This window comes from Planococcus notacanthi (genome assembly GCF_030407825.1).
Taxonomy (GTDB): domain Bacteria; phylum Bacillota; class Bacilli; order Bacillales_A; family Planococcaceae; genus Planococcus; species Planococcus notacanthi.
Genome location: NZ_JASDCQ010000002.1, coordinates 181288 through 196526, shown reverse-complemented (window position 1 = coordinate 196526; position 15239 = coordinate 181288). Strand labels below are relative to the sequence as shown.

Below are 15239 nucleotides of genomic sequence, written 5' to 3'. Positions count from 1 at the left end.
GTGGATTTAAGTGGAACTTTATAAAGTAGAGGTCAATGGAAACGAAATTCAAGTAGCCGATTATCCAGGGGAAAAAGGAACGATCATCGCGATACACGGATTAACGGGGACGCACAAGAATATGCATTATTATGCCGAACAGTTTAAAGGCGAATATCGTTTTATTTCGTTAGATCTCCGCGGACGCGGCAACAGCGCGGCAGCGGATTCCGACACCTCCATCTTCAAGCACGCTGATGATATTTTGGGCTTGATTGAAGAATTGAAGATCGTCAATCCGATCTTGCTCGGCTATTCGATGGGTGCTTTCATTTCAGCGATTGTCGCCAGCCGGCTCCAATCAGTCAAAGCGCTGATTTTGCTCGACGGGGCTGCAAAGGCATCCGAACACCAAAGAGGAATTGTCCAGCCTTCCCTTGGTAGAATCAGCCGCGAATTCACTTCTCAACAGCATTACACGGAAGAAATCCAAAAGATTTACGCGAATCTTGGAATTCAGTGGAATGACATATTGCAGGAGACAGCGGAATACGAAGTCGGCCCCGTGGATGGCCATTGGGAAAATAAAGCCACTGAGTCGCGCATCGTGATGGATTTCGACAGTTTTTATTCTTTTGATCCAGCAGAAATATGTCCGCAGATCGAGTGTCCTGTCCTGCTGGTATACGCAGAAGGAAAGATTGGCTCCATGCCGCCTCTATTTTACCTGGCAGATTACGAAGAAACGCAAAAACACACGAAGCGGATCGAGACCATCGTTTCAGGCGCCAACCATTACACTATGGTTTTTGAAAAACGCGAAGAGATTCTGCAGGCAGCCGACAGCTTCCTGAAAAAATTGTAGAACAGCATCCTGCAAAGGGGTGTGTATGGGGGGAAATCATCTATGAAATATTCATTGAAGACATTAAACAAAAGTATGTGGAAATCACACAAGCAAACGAAAGATCTGCTGACAATGGCAGAGCTGCGAAATTCAGGCGGTGCTGGGGTGGCAGCCGCCGAGTTTCCGGGGAATGAATCCATCGATAAGGGAAGCGAAAAAGTTCGCCGAAAGAAATCCTATAACCTGTCTCAAAAAATCGGTCTTTTCTTAGGACCCGCTTTATTTTTGCTGATTTTGTTCTTACTGCCTCTTCCCGGACTCAGCACAGAAGGCCGAGCAGTATTGGCCGTAACTGCCTGGATGGCAGTCTGGTGGATTCTTGAAGCGATGCCGCTTGGAATTACGTCTTTGATGCCGCTGGTGCTTCTTCCCTTGCTTCAGACAGTAGAAGCCGGCGTTGTCGCTTCCAGCTATGGCGATAACCTGATTTTCCTGTTCATCGGCGGATTCGCTCTCGCTTTGGCGCTGGAACGCTGGAACCTTCATGAACGAATCGCATTGTCCATCATCAGCGCAGTGGGCGCCAGCACGTCAGGCTTGGTACTCGGCTTTATGCTGGCAACCGGCTTCCTGTCGATGTGGGTTTCCAATATGGCTACGGTCATGCTGATGATTCCAATCGGCTTGGCCATTATCGCGAAAGTCGTCACGTTAATGAAAGAAGATGACGTCTACACGAAAGAAGAAGAAACAAAATTCACCAAGTCCATTATTTTTGCCATCGGTTTTGGCGGAACGATCGGCGGCAGTGCTACTTTGATTGGAACTCCTACAAACCTGGTTCTTGCCGGATTAGCGAGTGAACTGCTCGGTATTGAAATTTCTTTCGCACAGTTCTTTATTTTCGCCTTTCCACTCGTAACATTGTTGATGATCGTTTCGATTTTCTATATTACAAAAATCGCCTATCCGATGAAAGTTAAAAACATCAGAAACGGCAAACAATTTGTCGTTGAACGCAAGAAAGAGCTTGGCAAAATGGGCTACGAAGAAAAAATTGTCTTAGCCATTTTCAGCTTTACTGCTTTTATGTGGATGACAAGAACCTTTATCTGGAGCGACATTATTCCAGGTTTGAGCGACACCATGATTGCAATGGTTGCGGCCATTCTTCTTCACTTGATTCCCGCCTCAGGCGATTCGGGTGAACGGATTCTAAATGGAGATTCACTGAAAAATATGCCTTGGGGCGTTCTGCTGTTGGTCGGTGGCGGTCTTGCACTGGCATCCGGCTTTAATGGCACGGACCTGGCTTCTTGGATCGGCAGCCAATTGCTGTTGCTTGAAGGCACTTCCTACCTGCTGATTCTCGCTGTAACGACTTTGCTTGGCATCGCTATGACGCAAGTGACGCCCAATACGGCGACAGTAACGATTCTTGTACCGATTACTGCTGCACTTGCCCTGGCGATCGATGTCCATCCATTGCCATTGATGACCGCTGTTGCAATGGGTGCCGGTTTTGCGTTCATGCTTCCGATTGGTACTCCATCCAACGCCATCATCTTTGCGACCGGAAAAATTACGATGATTGACATGTTGAGAAAAGGCTCAGGACTGACGGTACTGGCTTTCATTCTGATTGTTGTATTTGTCTACTTCATCCTTCCTGTCGTATTCGGCATTAACCAGCACGAATATCCGGACAGTTTAAAATAAAAAACAGGAGTGAGAATATGAGTAAAGCGTTAGATTATTTCAAAGAAGTGTACGATGAGGTGCCTGGATGGGTCCAGAAGATGCACGATTACAGTCCAGCTGTCTTGGACACCTACACAGGAATACGCGGTGAAATTATGCAGAACGGTGCTTTGTCCCGTCAGGAAAAGGATGCACTGATCGCTAGTATGAACGCAGCCCGCTTGTATTCCCGAAGCATGCTGTTTCATACAAAAGGAGCCATCGACTTTGGATACACAACACCGGAGCTCGTTGAGTTTTTCCTGACTTCCTATTTATACAAAGGCGATGCCGCCTTGAAATTGGCACTTGAAGCGGTTTCCTATGCACTTGAATTGCAGGGGAAATCGGCTGTCCAGCCAGCACAAGCTCCGGAACTGGCGACTGATTCACTGAAGCTGATCATTGACTGGCTCGACGCCGAAGACACAACTTACCTGGAAGAAATTCTGGCACTCCTCCTCTCAGGGAATGCCGAGGATGTGCAAGCCCGAATTTTGCAAGATGGACTGCTGTCTTCCCGCTTAAAACATTTGAACATGGCAGGCAACTTCATCGTTGAACTGAACGGCAAAGGCGCTGGCCCTTGGATAGAGAAAGCGCGGATAGCCGGCGCATCGGAAGCGGACCTGGCGGATATCGGCTACATCTGTATTTTGACTGCCGGCATTCCCGCATGGTTCGAATTGAGTGACTCACTGAAAACAACCGAATAATCACCGAATGGAGGATTACAGATGTCAAAAATACAGCAAGATATTACGCAAGCTCTGGACTGCATCAAATCTGGAGACACGGTTTTAGTCGGAGGGTTCGGCTTAATCGGAGCTCCGCTTACCTTGATCGACGGCTTGACTGAACGTGATGTCAACGAATTGACCATCGTCAGCAATAACCTGGGGGAGTCAGGCAAAGGGTTGGGGATTCTGCTGAATCAAAATAAAATCAAAAAAGGGATCGGTTCTTATTTCACCAGCAACCGCGATGTCGGCGATAAATACCAGAACGGCGAAATTGAATTGGAGCTGCTTCCACAAGGCACACTTGCTGAATCACTCCGCGCAGGCGGCGCTGGCCTTGGTGGCTACTATACAACGACAGGTGTCGGCACAGATTTGGCGATTGGCAAAGAAGAACGCGAAATCGACGGCATCTCTTATATTCTCGAAAAAGCGATTCGTGCAGACGTTGCATTGATTCGCGCCCATAAAGCGGACACTCTGGGGAATTTGGTTTATTACAAAACGGCACGCAATTTCAACCCGTTAATGGCTACCGCAGCGAAAACCGTCATTGTGGAAGTCGATGAAATCGTTGAAGCGGGCGAATTGAACCCGGAAGAAGTGGTAACACCCTTTATCTATATCGATACAATCGTCAAAGCCCAACAAGTGCTGACGAAAGAAGGAGTGGTAACTGTATGACTGTCCAACTAAACAAATCAGAAATGCAGCATGCCATTGCCGAACGCGTGGCACAGGAATTGGAAGGGCCGTGCATCGTCAATCTGGGAATCGGAATTCCGACGTTGGTGGCGGAGTATATGACAGAGGACAATATTTACCTCCACACGGAAAACGGGTTGCTCGGAGTAACGGATGTAGACGATGAAGCAATCGATCCGAACCTGGTCAACGCCGGCAAAATGCCGGTCGGCGAAGCAGTTGGCGCATCCTTTTTTAACAGCTCGGATTCATTTGCCATGATTCGCGGCGGGCATGTGGATGTAGCCATTCTCGGTGCTCTTCAGACAGACGAAAACGGAGTGATCGCCAACTGGGCCGTACCTGGCAAGAACATCATGGGTGTCGGTGGTGCAATGGATTTACTGGTCGGTGCAAAAAAAGTATTTGTGACGATGAGCCATACATCCAAAGACGGCAGTTCCAAACTATTGAAAAAATGCACCTATCCAATTACGTCAACGCGCCAAGTTGACATGATTTTCACAGAACTCGCGGTATTCAAAGTAACAGACGGCCAATTAAAGTTAGTTGACCTGATGCCTGGCGTGACAATCGAAGAAGTCCGTGAAAAAACTGAAGCCGCTTTTACAGAGTAAAAAGAAAGAGGGTTTATACGCATGAAAATTCATTCGTTTGACGTTTATATAGTAGATCTTCCCACGATCCGTCCACATCAATTAGCTATGCATACCATTGTCTCGCAAACAATATTGCTTGGCTGTGTTACAGACAAAGATGGACGCGAAGGCTGGGCAGAAGTTGCGACAATCGGTGGAGCTTCCTATGGAGAATCTACTCCTGAAGCGATCAAAGCCAATATCGATGCTTACATCACACCACTGGTACTTGGGCAAAACCCCATCCATTTTAATAAAATCATGAACGACGTATCAAAACTGGTTCGCGGCAATTACTTTGCAAAAGCCTTGGTCGAAGGTGCCATTGTCGATTTGGCAGCCAAATCCAAAAACATTCCTGCTTTTGAATTGTTCGGCGGGCAAATTCATAAATCATTGCCCATTGCTTGGACGCTGGCAAGCGGAAATACGGAAACGGATATCGAAGAAGCCAAAGAGATGCTAGAGAAGAAACGGCACAACATCTTCAAGCTGAAAATCGGCAAAGGCGATCCATACCAAAACGTGGAGCATGTCCGGAAAATCAAGCAAGCACTTGGAGACCAGGTACGCTTGACTGTCGACGTCAATCAGGCGTGGGACGAGGATACATCGAATTACTGCATCGCTTCCCTGCAGGATGCCGGTGTTTCAATGGTAGAACAGCCACTGCAGGCATGGGACTTTGAAGGCATGTCCCGTTTGACTTCTAAATTCACAGTGCCGATCATGGCAGATGAAGCGGCAACCAGCATCCAGGACGTTTTCCGGATAGCCAAATACCGCGCCGGAAATTCCATCGCTTTGAAGCCTTGCAAGCATGGCGGATTGACGCAAACGAAAAAAGTAGCCGGCATTGCGGAAGCAGCTGGACTTGGCCTCTATGGCGGCACAATGATTGAATCAAGCCTCGGGACAGCCATGTGTGCCCAATTATATGCCACTCTTCCTGAAATGAAATTTGGAACCGAAATATTCGGCCCTTTGCTTTTTAAAGACAACCTTACGCTCAACGATATCCGCTTTGAAAACTTTGAAGTGATTGTTCCGGATGGTCCGGGTTTCGGAATGGAAATCGACAAAGAAAAAGTGAAGCATTACGCACGCAAGTTCCAATCAGAAACGGAGATGACGATTTGAAAAACGTAGTGATAGTAGATTCAGTCCGGACGGCAATCGGCAAGTTAGGCGGCGGCATCGGAAATGAGACAGTCGATTTTCTGGGTTCCCACGTCATTGAAGAATTGCTTCGCCGGACACAAGTCGAACCTTCCGCAGTTGAAGAAGTCATTTTGGGTCAGGCTAAGCAAAGTGCGGATGTTTCCAACTTGGCGAGAGTCTCCATGCTGCGCGCAGGCATCCCCATTGAAGTGCCTGGCTATACCATCCACCGCCAATGCGGATCGGGTGTACAGGCATTGAACTCAGCAACCCAGCAGATTCAAACCGGCCACAGCGACATCATCATCGCCGGAGGTGCCGAATCAATGAGCACTGCTCCTTATTATGTGAACAGTGTGCGATTCGGTACGAAATCCGGAGATGTCCTGTTGAAAGATCCTAATACGGCAAGCCAACCGGGTTCACAGCCCCGTGAAACTTACGGCGAACTGAACATGGGCATCACGGCAGAGAATGTTGCAGAAAAATACGGTATTTCCCGCCAGGAACAAGACGAATTCGCTTTGGAAAGTCAGCAAAAAGCAGCGAATGCCATTTCAAAAGGATATTTTGAAGCGCAAATTGCACCGTATCCGGTAAAAACGAGAAAAGGAACCATTGAGTTCAAAACGGATGAACATCCACGTGAAACTACGCTAGAGAAATTATCGCTCTTAAAGCCCGTCTTTAAAGAAGGCGGTACTGTTACCGCAGGAAATGCCAGCGGACGGAATGACGGAGCTGCAGCATTATTGGTCATGTCGGAAGATGAAGCTGCCAAGCGTGGCTATCAGCCAAAAGCTCGCGTTCTTGCCCAAGCCTCGGTCGGCTGTTCTCCTGAACTGATGGGAATGGGTCCCGTTCAAGCAAGTTTCAAGGCTTTGAAACAAGCGGGCTTAAAGGTGGAAGACATCGATATCGTCGAATTGAATGAAGCCTTTGCTTCCCAATCCGTTGCCTGTATCAATGAACTAGGACTGGACCGCAACAAGGTCAATCCAAATGGCGGTGCGATTGCGATGGGCCACCCTATCGGTGCAACAGGCGCGATTCTCTTAACGAAATTAACACATGAGCTGGAACGTACCGGAAAGAAATATGGTTTGGTCACGTTGTGTATCGCTGGAGGCATGGGCATTGCTACAATTATTGAGAACGTAAATGTATAAAATACGAAAAAAGGCAGAAATACCGAGAAGTCGGGTTTCTGCCTTTTTATAAACTGAATCGTTAGTTGATTTAATAGTTTAATCTGTATTTTAAACCCTGCACTTCATCAGGAATGGCATGGTTTCTTCACTTGGCTTGGGTCTCCTGCCATTCATCAGCCGTTCAACACGTTCGACCATTCTATGCCCGATCCCTTCTCCGCGATACGAAGGAATTACGGAAATGTGCTGAACCGTGAAACTTTCATCATCTTCTATATGAATGCCGATAGCGCCGATATAATCATCGCCGGCTTTCCAGAGAAAAAGTTGCCAGTCCGGACGTTCATTATATAGCTCCATGGTTTTTTTCAATTGTTTTACATCCCGCTCTCTAGGCATGAATGACAACAGGCCCATTGCGATTTTTTCGTGCGAGCGTTTATATCTGGTCAGCATTGGAATCTCCTTTCCTTCAGCAGCTGTTCAAACCAGCGTATTCTGTTCGATGGCATTAAAAGCGGCAGACAATCTTCCGGCGAAATCTTCTGGTGCTTCTTCTGACGCCAAATAAACACAAATGATATCCGGATTGACGTCCATCCGTTGTTGGTAATTGGTCGGCAAAGGAATCGGGTGCCAGTGAAGCGCATCCATAAAGGATGCCAGTTCACTCGGCAATAGAAATATTTCCGCTCGGTTCATGGCTTTTCCATTATCTTTTAAGTTTTTAAAAGAAATATCGTGATCCAACGTACAACTGAAATTTTTGCCGTGGGAGGATATGTCAATGGTTCTTTTTCTCTTGATTAAACATTCACCTGCTTGTAGTTCAACCTTCGAGTTCATGAGCATGCCCACTTGTTCAGCCAACTGCTCTAATTGTTCCATCCTTCTCATCCTTTCTTTTTTTTCCAGAACACTTCCGGAAAATGGATAAATAAGTTAGCTGGCATACAAAAACGCCGAAAAGAATCGTTGAATTCTTTTCGGCGTTGTTTACAGCCCTAATTGTCTGTTGCATCCAGCCAAATGGTTATTCGATTGTTTATCTATTTTTAAGCGATCAATTACGTACAAAATGGATTTTAACGAAAACTCAGTCGTTTTTCGTTCGTTTCCAACTTAACACCTTTTGGAGAAGTTGTAAAACCATTGAAGCGCATTCACCAAGCAGAAAACACAAAATCAAATTTTGTTCTTAGCCTTTATATACCTCTTTTTCAGAATTAAAAACTTAAAAAAAAAACCGCCTTTCGGCGATTTTTAAAAAAACTCATTTTCACTTTTGTAAGTACCTGACCCTCAATCTTCTTCGGAATCATCTTCCTCATCGTCGTCTTCATCGTTGGAGGAATCATTTTCAGAATCCGTATCATTTGAATTCGAATCCTCTTCATTCTGCATTTCCGAATCGCCATTATCTTCTTCGTTTGGTTCTTCATTTCCGCAGGCTGCAAGCATGCCTACAGATAAAAATAATGCAGCTCCAGTTTTCAGCCATTTTGCCTGTATCATCTCTATTCCTCCTCAGCACATCGTTTCGCCTTCCTTCTATACCCTTTGCTTTTCAGGAAAAACATCATTGAGAGTGCATCAGCTCGATCAGCTTTTCACAGCGTGCCTCATCACTTGGCTGCGGCATCAATTCCACTTTCAAAGTCGCCACCAATTTAGTTTGGGTATACAACATGTCCCGGAACCGGTCGACAGCGCCGCAGAATTCTGCGAAAAAGCTATCTCCGGTTCCGAAAACGGCTGTCCGAAGCTCTTTTCGACCCAACTTTTCGATGGCTTGATACAAGGAATGCATTTCTTCCGGAATTTCGCCGCTCCCCCACGTGTAGGTGCCGATCATTACTACGTCCAACCATTGTAATTGGGACAATGGAAATTCGTCAACTGGATACAGCTCAATAGTTATGCCTTGATTCTGTGCAGCTTCCTGCACCATTTCCGCCAATTGTTCTGTATTGCCGGTAACCGAGGAATAGACAATCGCCAGTCTGGGGTTAGAGTTCGTCAAAGCCATTGGACTGCGACACTTTTGTATAGGTCCGGGATTTCTGTTCGAAAAAGTCGGATTTCGTTTCGTTCATCATGTCGTCGCCAAAGACCTGGATCCATGGCATTGGATTGCTGCGTTCTTCGTATAGATTATCCAATCCAAGCTGGCGCAAGCGCTTGTTGGCCAAATATTCCACATAACCGGCAAACTCCTCAAGATCCAGCCCATCGATATCCGCCAGAATATAATGCGCCCATTCTTTTTCAAGCTGCACAGCCTGATCGATGGTCGTGTAGATGTATTGAATATTTTCATCCGTATTCAATTCCGGATTTTCCGTCAGCATGATCCGGATAAACTGGGCGATAAAATAGGCATGCTGCATTTCATCTCGCTGGATATAGCTGATCATGGTACTGGTCTTCAGCATCTTCTGCTGGCGCGCCAAATGATAGAAAAAAGCAAAGCCGGCATAGAAATAAATGCCTTCCAGGTTAATGGAATTGACGCTCAGCTTGAACAAGTTCTGCGGCGTCGGGTTTTGGCGGAACGCTTCATAGGCATCCAAAATCAGGTCATTCCGTTTTTGCACAACCGGATCGCTTTTCGCCTGATTGAAGCGCGCATTCTGTTCGCTCACCGAGACCAGCGAACTCAAAATATAGGAATACGACTCGGTATGGACCGCTTCCTGCTGGGAAATGACCGCAAAAATAGCTTTAAAGCTGGAGTCCGTGACGTAATCCATCGCCTGGCTCATTGTCGGGGTCTGCAGGCTGTCGAGCGATGCCAGTTGCGTATTGATGCGCAAAAAGACGTCCTTCTCCACTTCACTCAAGCTGTCCCATTGCTTGATGTCGTCCTGCATATTGATTTCCTGCGCTTTCCAGAAGTTGGCCAATAGCGCCTGATACAAGTCGTACATTTGGGGGTAAGCAATATCGTTCCAGTTCAACAAACCTGAAGACTGGCCGTTCAAGACGCCAGTCGATTTGTTCGGATGTTCCGGATTCAGTAATTTAATCTTTGTCAGCGGTTCATGTATGGTCATGAAAATCCTCCTTTAGCTTTGGCATGCTTCGCATTCTTCGATTTCCGCCTGTGATGTGCTGCGGACGTAATAAGTCGTTTTCAAGTGTTGCTTCCATGCTTCCAAATGAAGCTCCAGCAATTCTTTTGCTTTGATGGTATGCGGCACATAAAAATTGAAGCTGATGGACTGATCGATATGCCGCTGACGCGCCGCGTTTTGGCGGATGCTCCATTTCTGGTCCAGCACGTGGCGTGCACGGCGGTAATAATCGTACGTGTTGTGGTCCAGGTCAGGCGCTGTCACCTTAAATTTGAAGTTCTTCTTCTCTTCCGCATATTCAACGGCGTAAAGGGGATCGATGCCATCTGTCGAACCGCCGATTTTGGCGGTCGATGAGTTTGGTGCGACCGCCATCATCCAACCGTTGCGGACACCGGTCGATGCAACTTCCTGCTGCAGCTTGTTCCAGCGTTCACTGCTGTAGTTCCGGCGTTCAAAGTACTCGCCTGTATGCCATTCAGAGCCCTCAAATTTGCTGAACGCCCCTTTTTCTTCAGCCAGCTGCATTGAGGCGCGGATGGTCTGGTAGGCAATTTCCTCGTACAGCGTATCCCCAAACTCGACGGCTTTTTCCGTTTCCCAATGGATGCCTTCAAGTGCCAAGAGATGGTGCCAACCGAAAGTTCCTAATCCTCATTTCTATTCAATAAAGGTCGTAAGCCTTTATCCGTTCTCTTATGAACTGCTGCATGTCACCATGCAGATTAGACTATATCACGTTCCTTTTTTAAGGAACCCCTGCTTTTCCACTATCATAAACTTATAGTGTACTCTACTCCCTTATCTCCTATGAGGAGTGGTTTCGATAGTCGTTAGGCTTTTATACCTCAACTGTTTTATATAAATAATTTGGGAAATTATCGTTTTTTAGTCTAGCTCGGATAGTAGTACGCTTAATCTCGGTTAATTTTGCACATTCAGATATGCTTAGATAGCAAATTCCATCAACTAAGATTTCTTTTCTATGAGGCATATTTTTTTTCATACTTTCCACAGCCAACTTAGGCTTAGGAACTCCTTTATTACTTGAAACCCATCCGCTTATACTTTTTTCTTTATACAGCTGCCTTCTTATTTCTTTCCAGTTACTTACATGAGTTCTCCCGAAAAAAGAATTTTTTTCTCCTGTTTTTAAAGAAGCTTTTTCTGAGAGTAGCTTTTTAACTTCCTCAGAGTGGCTTCTCCCATAAAAATGGTTTCCACTTCCTGTCATTTTTTCTGATTTGAGTCTTCGCTCTGCTTCAGAAAATAGCCGACCTTTTGTTCCTGTACCACCTAAAGTTAAGTTATATCCGTGAGCAAAACTGTTATATTTCATGACATAATATGCCTCAAGAGTATAAAGTTCTTCTTGGGTGAACTTTTCATTTTCTTCTATTACAGTGAAAACAAAAGCTTCTTCTCCGTACTTATTAAAACTTTTTTGAAGGTGATCGTTTTTGTGTCTATTTTTTCTTAGTTCAGAAAAGTGACAAATTTTCCGCCTATTTAAATTTACAGTTTCTCCGATATAATACTTACCCGTTACGTTATTTAAAATCGAATAAATTCCCTTCATTATTTTGTCCTCCTTTCCTTTAGATTCAATTGAGATAATTTAGCACGGGATTGTCTCGTCTGAGAGTTTCCCCGTTTAACAGGGTTTTCTTAAAGGGTTACCCCCTTAAGCCACTGGATACTCAATGGCGCGATATTTTTTATTCGTGGCATCGGCCTGTCCGACGGAAATCGTATTTAGGTCGATGACGTTATCCAGCATGCGCACCTGAACCCGTATCACCCGCTCCAACACGTCCGCCTTGACCGCTCTCGGCAAGTTGATGGAAGACAAATTGCAGACAACGAAATCACCCGGTTTGCGGACCATGACAAGGTTGCCGTCTTCATCGGTATATTCTTTCATAATGGTAGTAGCTGACATATTTTGCATAATTTCTGTACACAAATTACTACAGTAAATCGACGTCAGCCCTCTGCCTCTTGTGTGCTTGTTCGGATTCTGGCGGTTCACTTCGTCCCGGTAGAACATATACGGTGTGCCGGTTTCCAACTGGGAAACCATGATGCGCGCCATGATCTCCATTGCACGGTAAGTTTTACGCGGCAATAGCGGATGGTCCACAGCTTCCTGGTATTTGTCGCTGAAGTATTTTTCATCGGCTTCGTCGTAAAAATCTTCAAGTCCAAGCGCATTGCCGTTTTCATCTGTCCAGCCCATCACTTGCTTAATCTGATGCGGACAGAACGTATGCCATTCGCCGATGCTGCGGCCGTTTTCGTCTTTTTCCTGCAGCCGCTCCATAAACAGGTCCGGAATCGACACGCCGGTGAAAATGTCGTGCGCTTTGCGGCGCTCGTCGCCGTTATTGGTTTTCAAGTCCAGGAATCCGTTCATGATGTCTTTGTGGAAGACATCCAAATAAATCGCCACTGCGCCTTGGCGCTGGCCGAGCTGATCGACACTGACCGCTGTATCGTTGACCAGACGGATCCACGGCACCACACCTGATGAATTGCCTTTGAATTTTTTGATGTCCGATCCTAAAGCACGAACTTTTCCGTAATAGATCCCGATGCCGCCGCCATCTTTGCTGAGGCGTGCGATATCCCAGTTGTTCAGATAGATGCCGTCCAGTGAATCATCGACAGTATCAATAAAACAGGAGGACAATTGTCCGAAACTTTTACCGGCATTCGATAAAGTCGGCGTGGCTACTGTCATATACAGCTGGCTCATTGCCCAGTAAGCTTCTTTCACCAACTCGAGGCGATGCTCTTTTGGTTCGTTTTGCATCAACGTCATCGCAATGACAAGAAAACGCTCCTGCGGAAGCTCAAATAATCTTCCTTCATAGTCTTTCGCTAAGTAGCGGTCAGCCAACAGGAACAAGCCGATGTAGTTGAACAAGAGATCCCGTTCAGGTTCGATTTCCTCACCCAATAAGATGATTTCCTCTTTCGAATAAGCCGCAAGAAGCTCTCCTGAATAAATGCCGATCCCTGTCAGCTTTTCAATAAGGCGATAGAAGTCGCCATATTTCTGGGAAGCGGAAAAGTTGCGGCTGTCTCCAGCTTTTTTGTATAAGTCGCCAGCATACAATTCTGCTGCGGTGTACGTCCAATCAGGCTCGTCCATCGTGATACGGTTCAGTGCATACAACAAGGACTGCTCTCCTTTTGCCTGCTCAGCTAAGTTCGCTGTCCGCTCCAATAGTTCTCGCGTATCTAGTCCATATACATCTGTTGCCCGCTGCAGCGCTCTTTCCACTGTCTTTATTTCTGTTTCTTCGATTTTCATGTTCATATCAACACAACTCCTTTGCGTATTCGTTCACTTTCATGCGGCGCTCTTTGCGATCTTGGGCGCTTTTAAATAGTTTTTCTTCGGCAGCCGTTTCCGGAACTACACCGCTCACCGGTGTCGGCTTGCCATCGCTGTCGACTGCCACCATTGTCAGAATGGCTGTAGTCGTCAAACTCCTTGTGCCTGTTTCGATTTGTTGGCATTCAGCTTTAACATACACTTCCATAGATGTTCTGCCTGTTGAGATCACCACTCCCTCCAAAATAAGGATATCCCCAACTTTTGCCGAAGATAGGAAATTCACCGTATCGATCGAAGCGGTCACAACTGCTTTTCCGCTATGCCTCATGGCTGTAATGGCGGCGATTTCATCTATGTACGCCAATACGGTGCCGCCGAATATGGTCCCCATGTGGTTGGTGTCCGGGGGTAGGACCAATCGTGTCTGAATGGTTCTGGCCACCCCTGCTGCTAATGGTTTTGTCATGAGTATCCATTCCTCCATCTCTGATATACAAGAAAAAACCCCATCCTCTCAGGGAGGATGGGGTTTAGATACGCAGAATATCGGATGGGAAGCAGAATACAGCTATCCCATGCATAATACCTTCGTTATCCCTCTCAGCTCCCGGAGAAGATCATAAACTCATAACGAAGGCAGGTCTCCTGGCTTGTGCGTCATCCTCTGCTATCTCCTTCCCGTCCGTTGGACAGTGGATTGCGATAGTTCGTCTGCACTTACAGTTGCGGGAACAGCTCCGGAATTTCACCGGATTCCCTATTAAGCCTTTTCAGGCACCTTCGTTATTGGTTCTACTATATATAGTGAATAATTTTAATCAATCACTAAATATTGTATTCATACACTATAAATCACTTTATTGCCTTTGACAAGAACTTCTTCATTCCTGCCGTTAAGTCAAAGTTTCAGTCAGTCGCCAAATAACGCTTCAAGGCTTGTTTCACCGTGCCCATCGTCGTCAATTGGCTAAAGTCCACACGCGCTTCAATCGCTTTTAATGCGAGTTCGGGACGGATTCCCGTGAAAATCAGTTTGATTCCGAGCAAGCGCATAATGTGGTCGATTCTATAAAGAAATTCTGCCACGACATTATCAATATTGTAGATGCCGGACACGTCAATAATAAGGCAATGCAGATTTTCTCCTTGAATTTTTTGCGGAATGATATCAAGAAGCAGATGGCTGCGATCCCCATCTACTGAACCTACGAGCGGCAAAACTGCCAAGCCACCAATAATCGGCACGATGGGAGTTGATATCTCATTTTTTAATTGCATTAGATCTCGTTCAGTTTTCTTCTGCGTCGTAATGTCGCGGATAGTGGACTGGATTGCGACCGTTTCTCCATATTGGACCGGGTAGCAATACAGTTCGACATCGGCTTGAGTTCCGTCAAAACGCTTAACAGTAGTCTCAACCAATTCTCCAATGGTGCGATCCTCCATGCCTGTACGGATGCGTTTCGCAATGAATTCTTTGTAATCATCCGTAAACACATCCACGATGTTTGCACCGATAAGCGTATCCTTATCGGCTTTGAAGAATTCCGATCCGGGCTGATTTATATATAAGACTTTCTGATTCGAATGAATAATGGTTGTTTCATCGGAATACTCCGTGATTTGTTGGTAAATTTCTTCTTTTTCTTTAATGCCCAAGGGTCTTTCAGGTACTGCATTTAGCATTTTCTTTCACTCCTTTTGACTAAGAAACTGCCAGTTCCTCTATTCTACACTTTTTCAGAAAAACTTTCAGTCGCGGCAAAAGCCTCAAGATTTCTGAATGATTCTTTTCTTTACAGTTCTATTTCAAATCTTGTAAAGGAAAAATATTATGTTATGATAATAAGCTGTG

Annotated in this window: 15 protein-coding genes, 2 pseudogenes and 1 riboswitch; of the genes and pseudogenes, 7 read left to right on the top strand and 10 right to left on the bottom strand. The window is 45.9% G+C overall.

The window, feature by feature from the left end:
• The first annotated feature begins 10 nt into the window (after nt 1–10).
• The 7 genes from QMA01_RS08400 to QMA01_RS08370 are packed head-to-tail and all read left to right on the top strand — an operon-like array spanning nt 11 to nt 6979.
• Nucleotides 11–844, top strand: coding sequence for an alpha/beta fold hydrolase (locus QMA01_RS08400; protein WP_191714681.1), 834 nt, complete (start codon nt 11–13; stop codon nt 842–844).
• A 42-nt stretch (nt 845–886) separates the two neighbouring features.
• Nucleotides 887–2545: an SLC13 family permease gene (locus QMA01_RS08395; RefSeq protein WP_191714680.1), complete on the top strand. Its 1659-nt coding sequence runs from the start codon at nt 887–889 to the stop codon at nt 2543–2545.
• 17 nt (nt 2546–2562) lie between these two features.
• Nucleotides 2563–3282: a carboxymuconolactone decarboxylase family protein gene (locus QMA01_RS08390; protein WP_290183659.1), complete on the top strand. Its 720-nt coding sequence runs from the start codon at nt 2563–2565 to the stop codon at nt 3280–3282.
• Nucleotides 3283–3303: 21 nt separating this feature from the next.
• Entirely contained in the window at nt 3304–3990 is a 687-nt protein-coding gene (locus QMA01_RS08385) for a CoA transferase subunit A (RefSeq protein WP_191714678.1), read from the top strand.
• A complete protein-coding gene (locus QMA01_RS08380) occupies nt 3987–4628 on the top strand; it encodes a 3-oxoacid CoA-transferase subunit B (protein WP_191714677.1) in 642 nt (213 codons plus the stop codon). Before QMA01_RS08385 ends, QMA01_RS08380 begins: the two co-directional genes overlap by 4 nt.
• A 21-nt stretch (nt 4629–4649) precedes the next feature.
• A complete protein-coding gene (locus QMA01_RS08375; protein ID WP_191714676.1) occupies nt 4650–5789 on the top strand; it encodes a muconate cycloisomerase family protein in 1140 nt (379 codons plus the stop codon).
• Nucleotides 5786–6979, top strand: a complete 1194-nt coding sequence (locus QMA01_RS08370) for a thiolase family protein (RefSeq protein WP_191714675.1) — start codon at nt 5786–5788, stop codon at nt 6977–6979. Before QMA01_RS08375 ends, QMA01_RS08370 begins: the two co-directional genes overlap by 4 nt.
• Nucleotides 6980–7069: 90 nt before the next feature.
• Here QMA01_RS08370 and QMA01_RS08365 read toward each other — a convergent pair whose 3' ends face one another.
• The 10 genes and pseudogenes from QMA01_RS08365 to QMA01_RS08320 all read right to left on the bottom strand — a co-directional run bounded on the left by QMA01_RS08365 (nt 7070) and on the right by QMA01_RS08320 (nt 15070).
• On the bottom strand, nt 7070–7417 hold the full coding sequence (locus tag QMA01_RS08365) for a GNAT family N-acetyltransferase (RefSeq protein ID WP_191714674.1): 348 nt from the start codon (nt 7415–7417) through the stop codon (nt 7070–7072).
• A gap of 27 nt (nt 7418–7444) precedes the next feature.
• Entirely contained in the window at nt 7445–7849 is a 405-nt protein-coding gene (locus tag QMA01_RS08360; RefSeq protein ID WP_191714673.1) for a DUF1259 domain-containing protein, read from the bottom strand.
• A gap of 414 nt (nt 7850–8263) precedes the next feature.
• A complete protein-coding gene (locus tag QMA01_RS08355) occupies nt 8264–8476 on the bottom strand; it encodes a hypothetical protein (RefSeq protein WP_290183657.1) in 213 nt (70 codons plus the stop codon).
• Nucleotides 8477–8540: 64 nt separating this feature from the next.
• Nucleotides 8541–8990, bottom strand: coding sequence for a flavodoxin domain-containing protein (locus QMA01_RS08350; protein WP_290183656.1), 450 nt, complete (start codon nt 8988–8990; stop codon nt 8541–8543).
• A complete protein-coding gene (locus QMA01_RS08345) occupies nt 8971–10017 on the bottom strand; it encodes a ribonucleotide-diphosphate reductase subunit beta (RefSeq protein WP_203340280.1) in 1047 nt (348 codons plus the stop codon). The genes QMA01_RS08350 and QMA01_RS08345 overlap by 20 nt, the downstream gene beginning before the upstream one ends.
• 12 nt (nt 10018–10029) lie before the next feature.
• Nucleotides 10030–10692: pseudogene (locus QMA01_RS08340) on the bottom strand (ribonucleoside-diphosphate reductase subunit alpha); the annotation flags it as partial.
• Between the two features lie 187 nt (nt 10693–10879).
• A complete protein-coding gene (locus tag QMA01_RS08335; protein WP_290214737.1) occupies nt 10880–11617 on the bottom strand; it encodes a GIY-YIG nuclease family protein in 738 nt (245 codons plus the stop codon).
• 123 nt (nt 11618–11740) lie between these two features.
• A pseudogene (locus tag QMA01_RS08330) lies at nt 11741–13363 on the bottom strand (ribonucleotide reductase N-terminal alpha domain-containing protein); the annotation flags it as partial.
• Between the two features lies 1 nt (nt 13364).
• A complete protein-coding gene (locus QMA01_RS08325; protein ID WP_290183653.1) occupies nt 13365–13850 on the bottom strand; it encodes an acyl-CoA thioesterase in 486 nt (161 codons plus the stop codon).
• A 152-nt stretch (nt 13851–14002) separates the two neighbouring features.
• A riboswitch (cobalamin riboswitch) is annotated at nt 14003–14181 on the bottom strand.
• A gap of 109 nt (nt 14182–14290) precedes the next feature.
• A complete protein-coding gene (locus QMA01_RS08320) occupies nt 14291–15070 on the bottom strand; it encodes a PAS domain S-box protein (RefSeq protein WP_290214736.1) in 780 nt (259 codons plus the stop codon).
• Nucleotides 15071–15239 lie beyond the last annotated feature (169 nt).

Excerpts from the sequence above, each read along its gene's own strand:
- QMA01_RS08395 (WP_191714680.1), top strand. The coding sequence starts at position 887 with ATGAAATATTCATTGAAGACATTAAACAAAAGTATGTGGAAATCACAC.
- QMA01_RS08390 (WP_290183659.1), top strand. The coding sequence starts at position 2,563 with ATGAGTAAAGCGTTAGATTATTTCAAAGAAGTGTACGATGAGGTGCCT.
- QMA01_RS08385 (WP_191714678.1), top strand. The coding sequence starts at position 3,304 with ATGTCAAAAATACAGCAAGATATTACGCAAGCTCTGGACTGCATCAAA.
- QMA01_RS08380 (WP_191714677.1), top strand. The coding sequence starts at position 3,987 with ATGACTGTCCAACTAAACAAATCAGAAATGCAGCATGCCATTGCCGAA.
- QMA01_RS08375 (WP_191714676.1), top strand. The coding sequence starts at position 4,650 with ATGAAAATTCATTCGTTTGACGTTTATATAGTAGATCTTCCCACGATC.
- QMA01_RS08365 (WP_191714674.1), bottom strand. The coding sequence starts at position 7,417 with ATGCTGACCAGATATAAACGCTCGCACGAAAAAATCGCAATGGGCCTG.
- QMA01_RS08360 (WP_191714673.1), bottom strand. The coding sequence starts at position 7,849 with ATGGAACAATTAGAGCAGTTGGCTGAACAAGTGGGCATGCTCATGAAC.
- QMA01_RS08355 (WP_290183657.1), bottom strand. The coding sequence starts at position 8,476 with ATGATACAGGCAAAATGGCTGAAAACTGGAGCTGCATTATTTTTATCT.
- QMA01_RS08350 (WP_290183656.1), bottom strand. The coding sequence starts at position 8,990 with ATGGCTTTGACGAACTCTAACCCCAGACTGGCGATTGTCTATTCCTCG.
- QMA01_RS08345 (WP_203340280.1), bottom strand. The coding sequence starts at position 10,017 with ATGACCATACATGAACCGCTGACAAAGATTAAATTACTGAATCCGGAA.
- QMA01_RS08335 (WP_290214737.1), bottom strand. The coding sequence starts at position 11,617 with ATGAAGGGAATTTATTCGATTTTAAATAACGTAACGGGTAAGTATTAT.
- QMA01_RS08325 (WP_290183653.1), bottom strand. The coding sequence starts at position 13,850 with ATGACAAAACCATTAGCAGCAGGGGTGGCCAGAACCATTCAGACACGA.
- QMA01_RS08320 (WP_290214736.1), bottom strand. The coding sequence starts at position 15,070 with ATGCTAAATGCAGTACCTGAAAGACCCTTGGGCATTAAAGAAAAAGAA.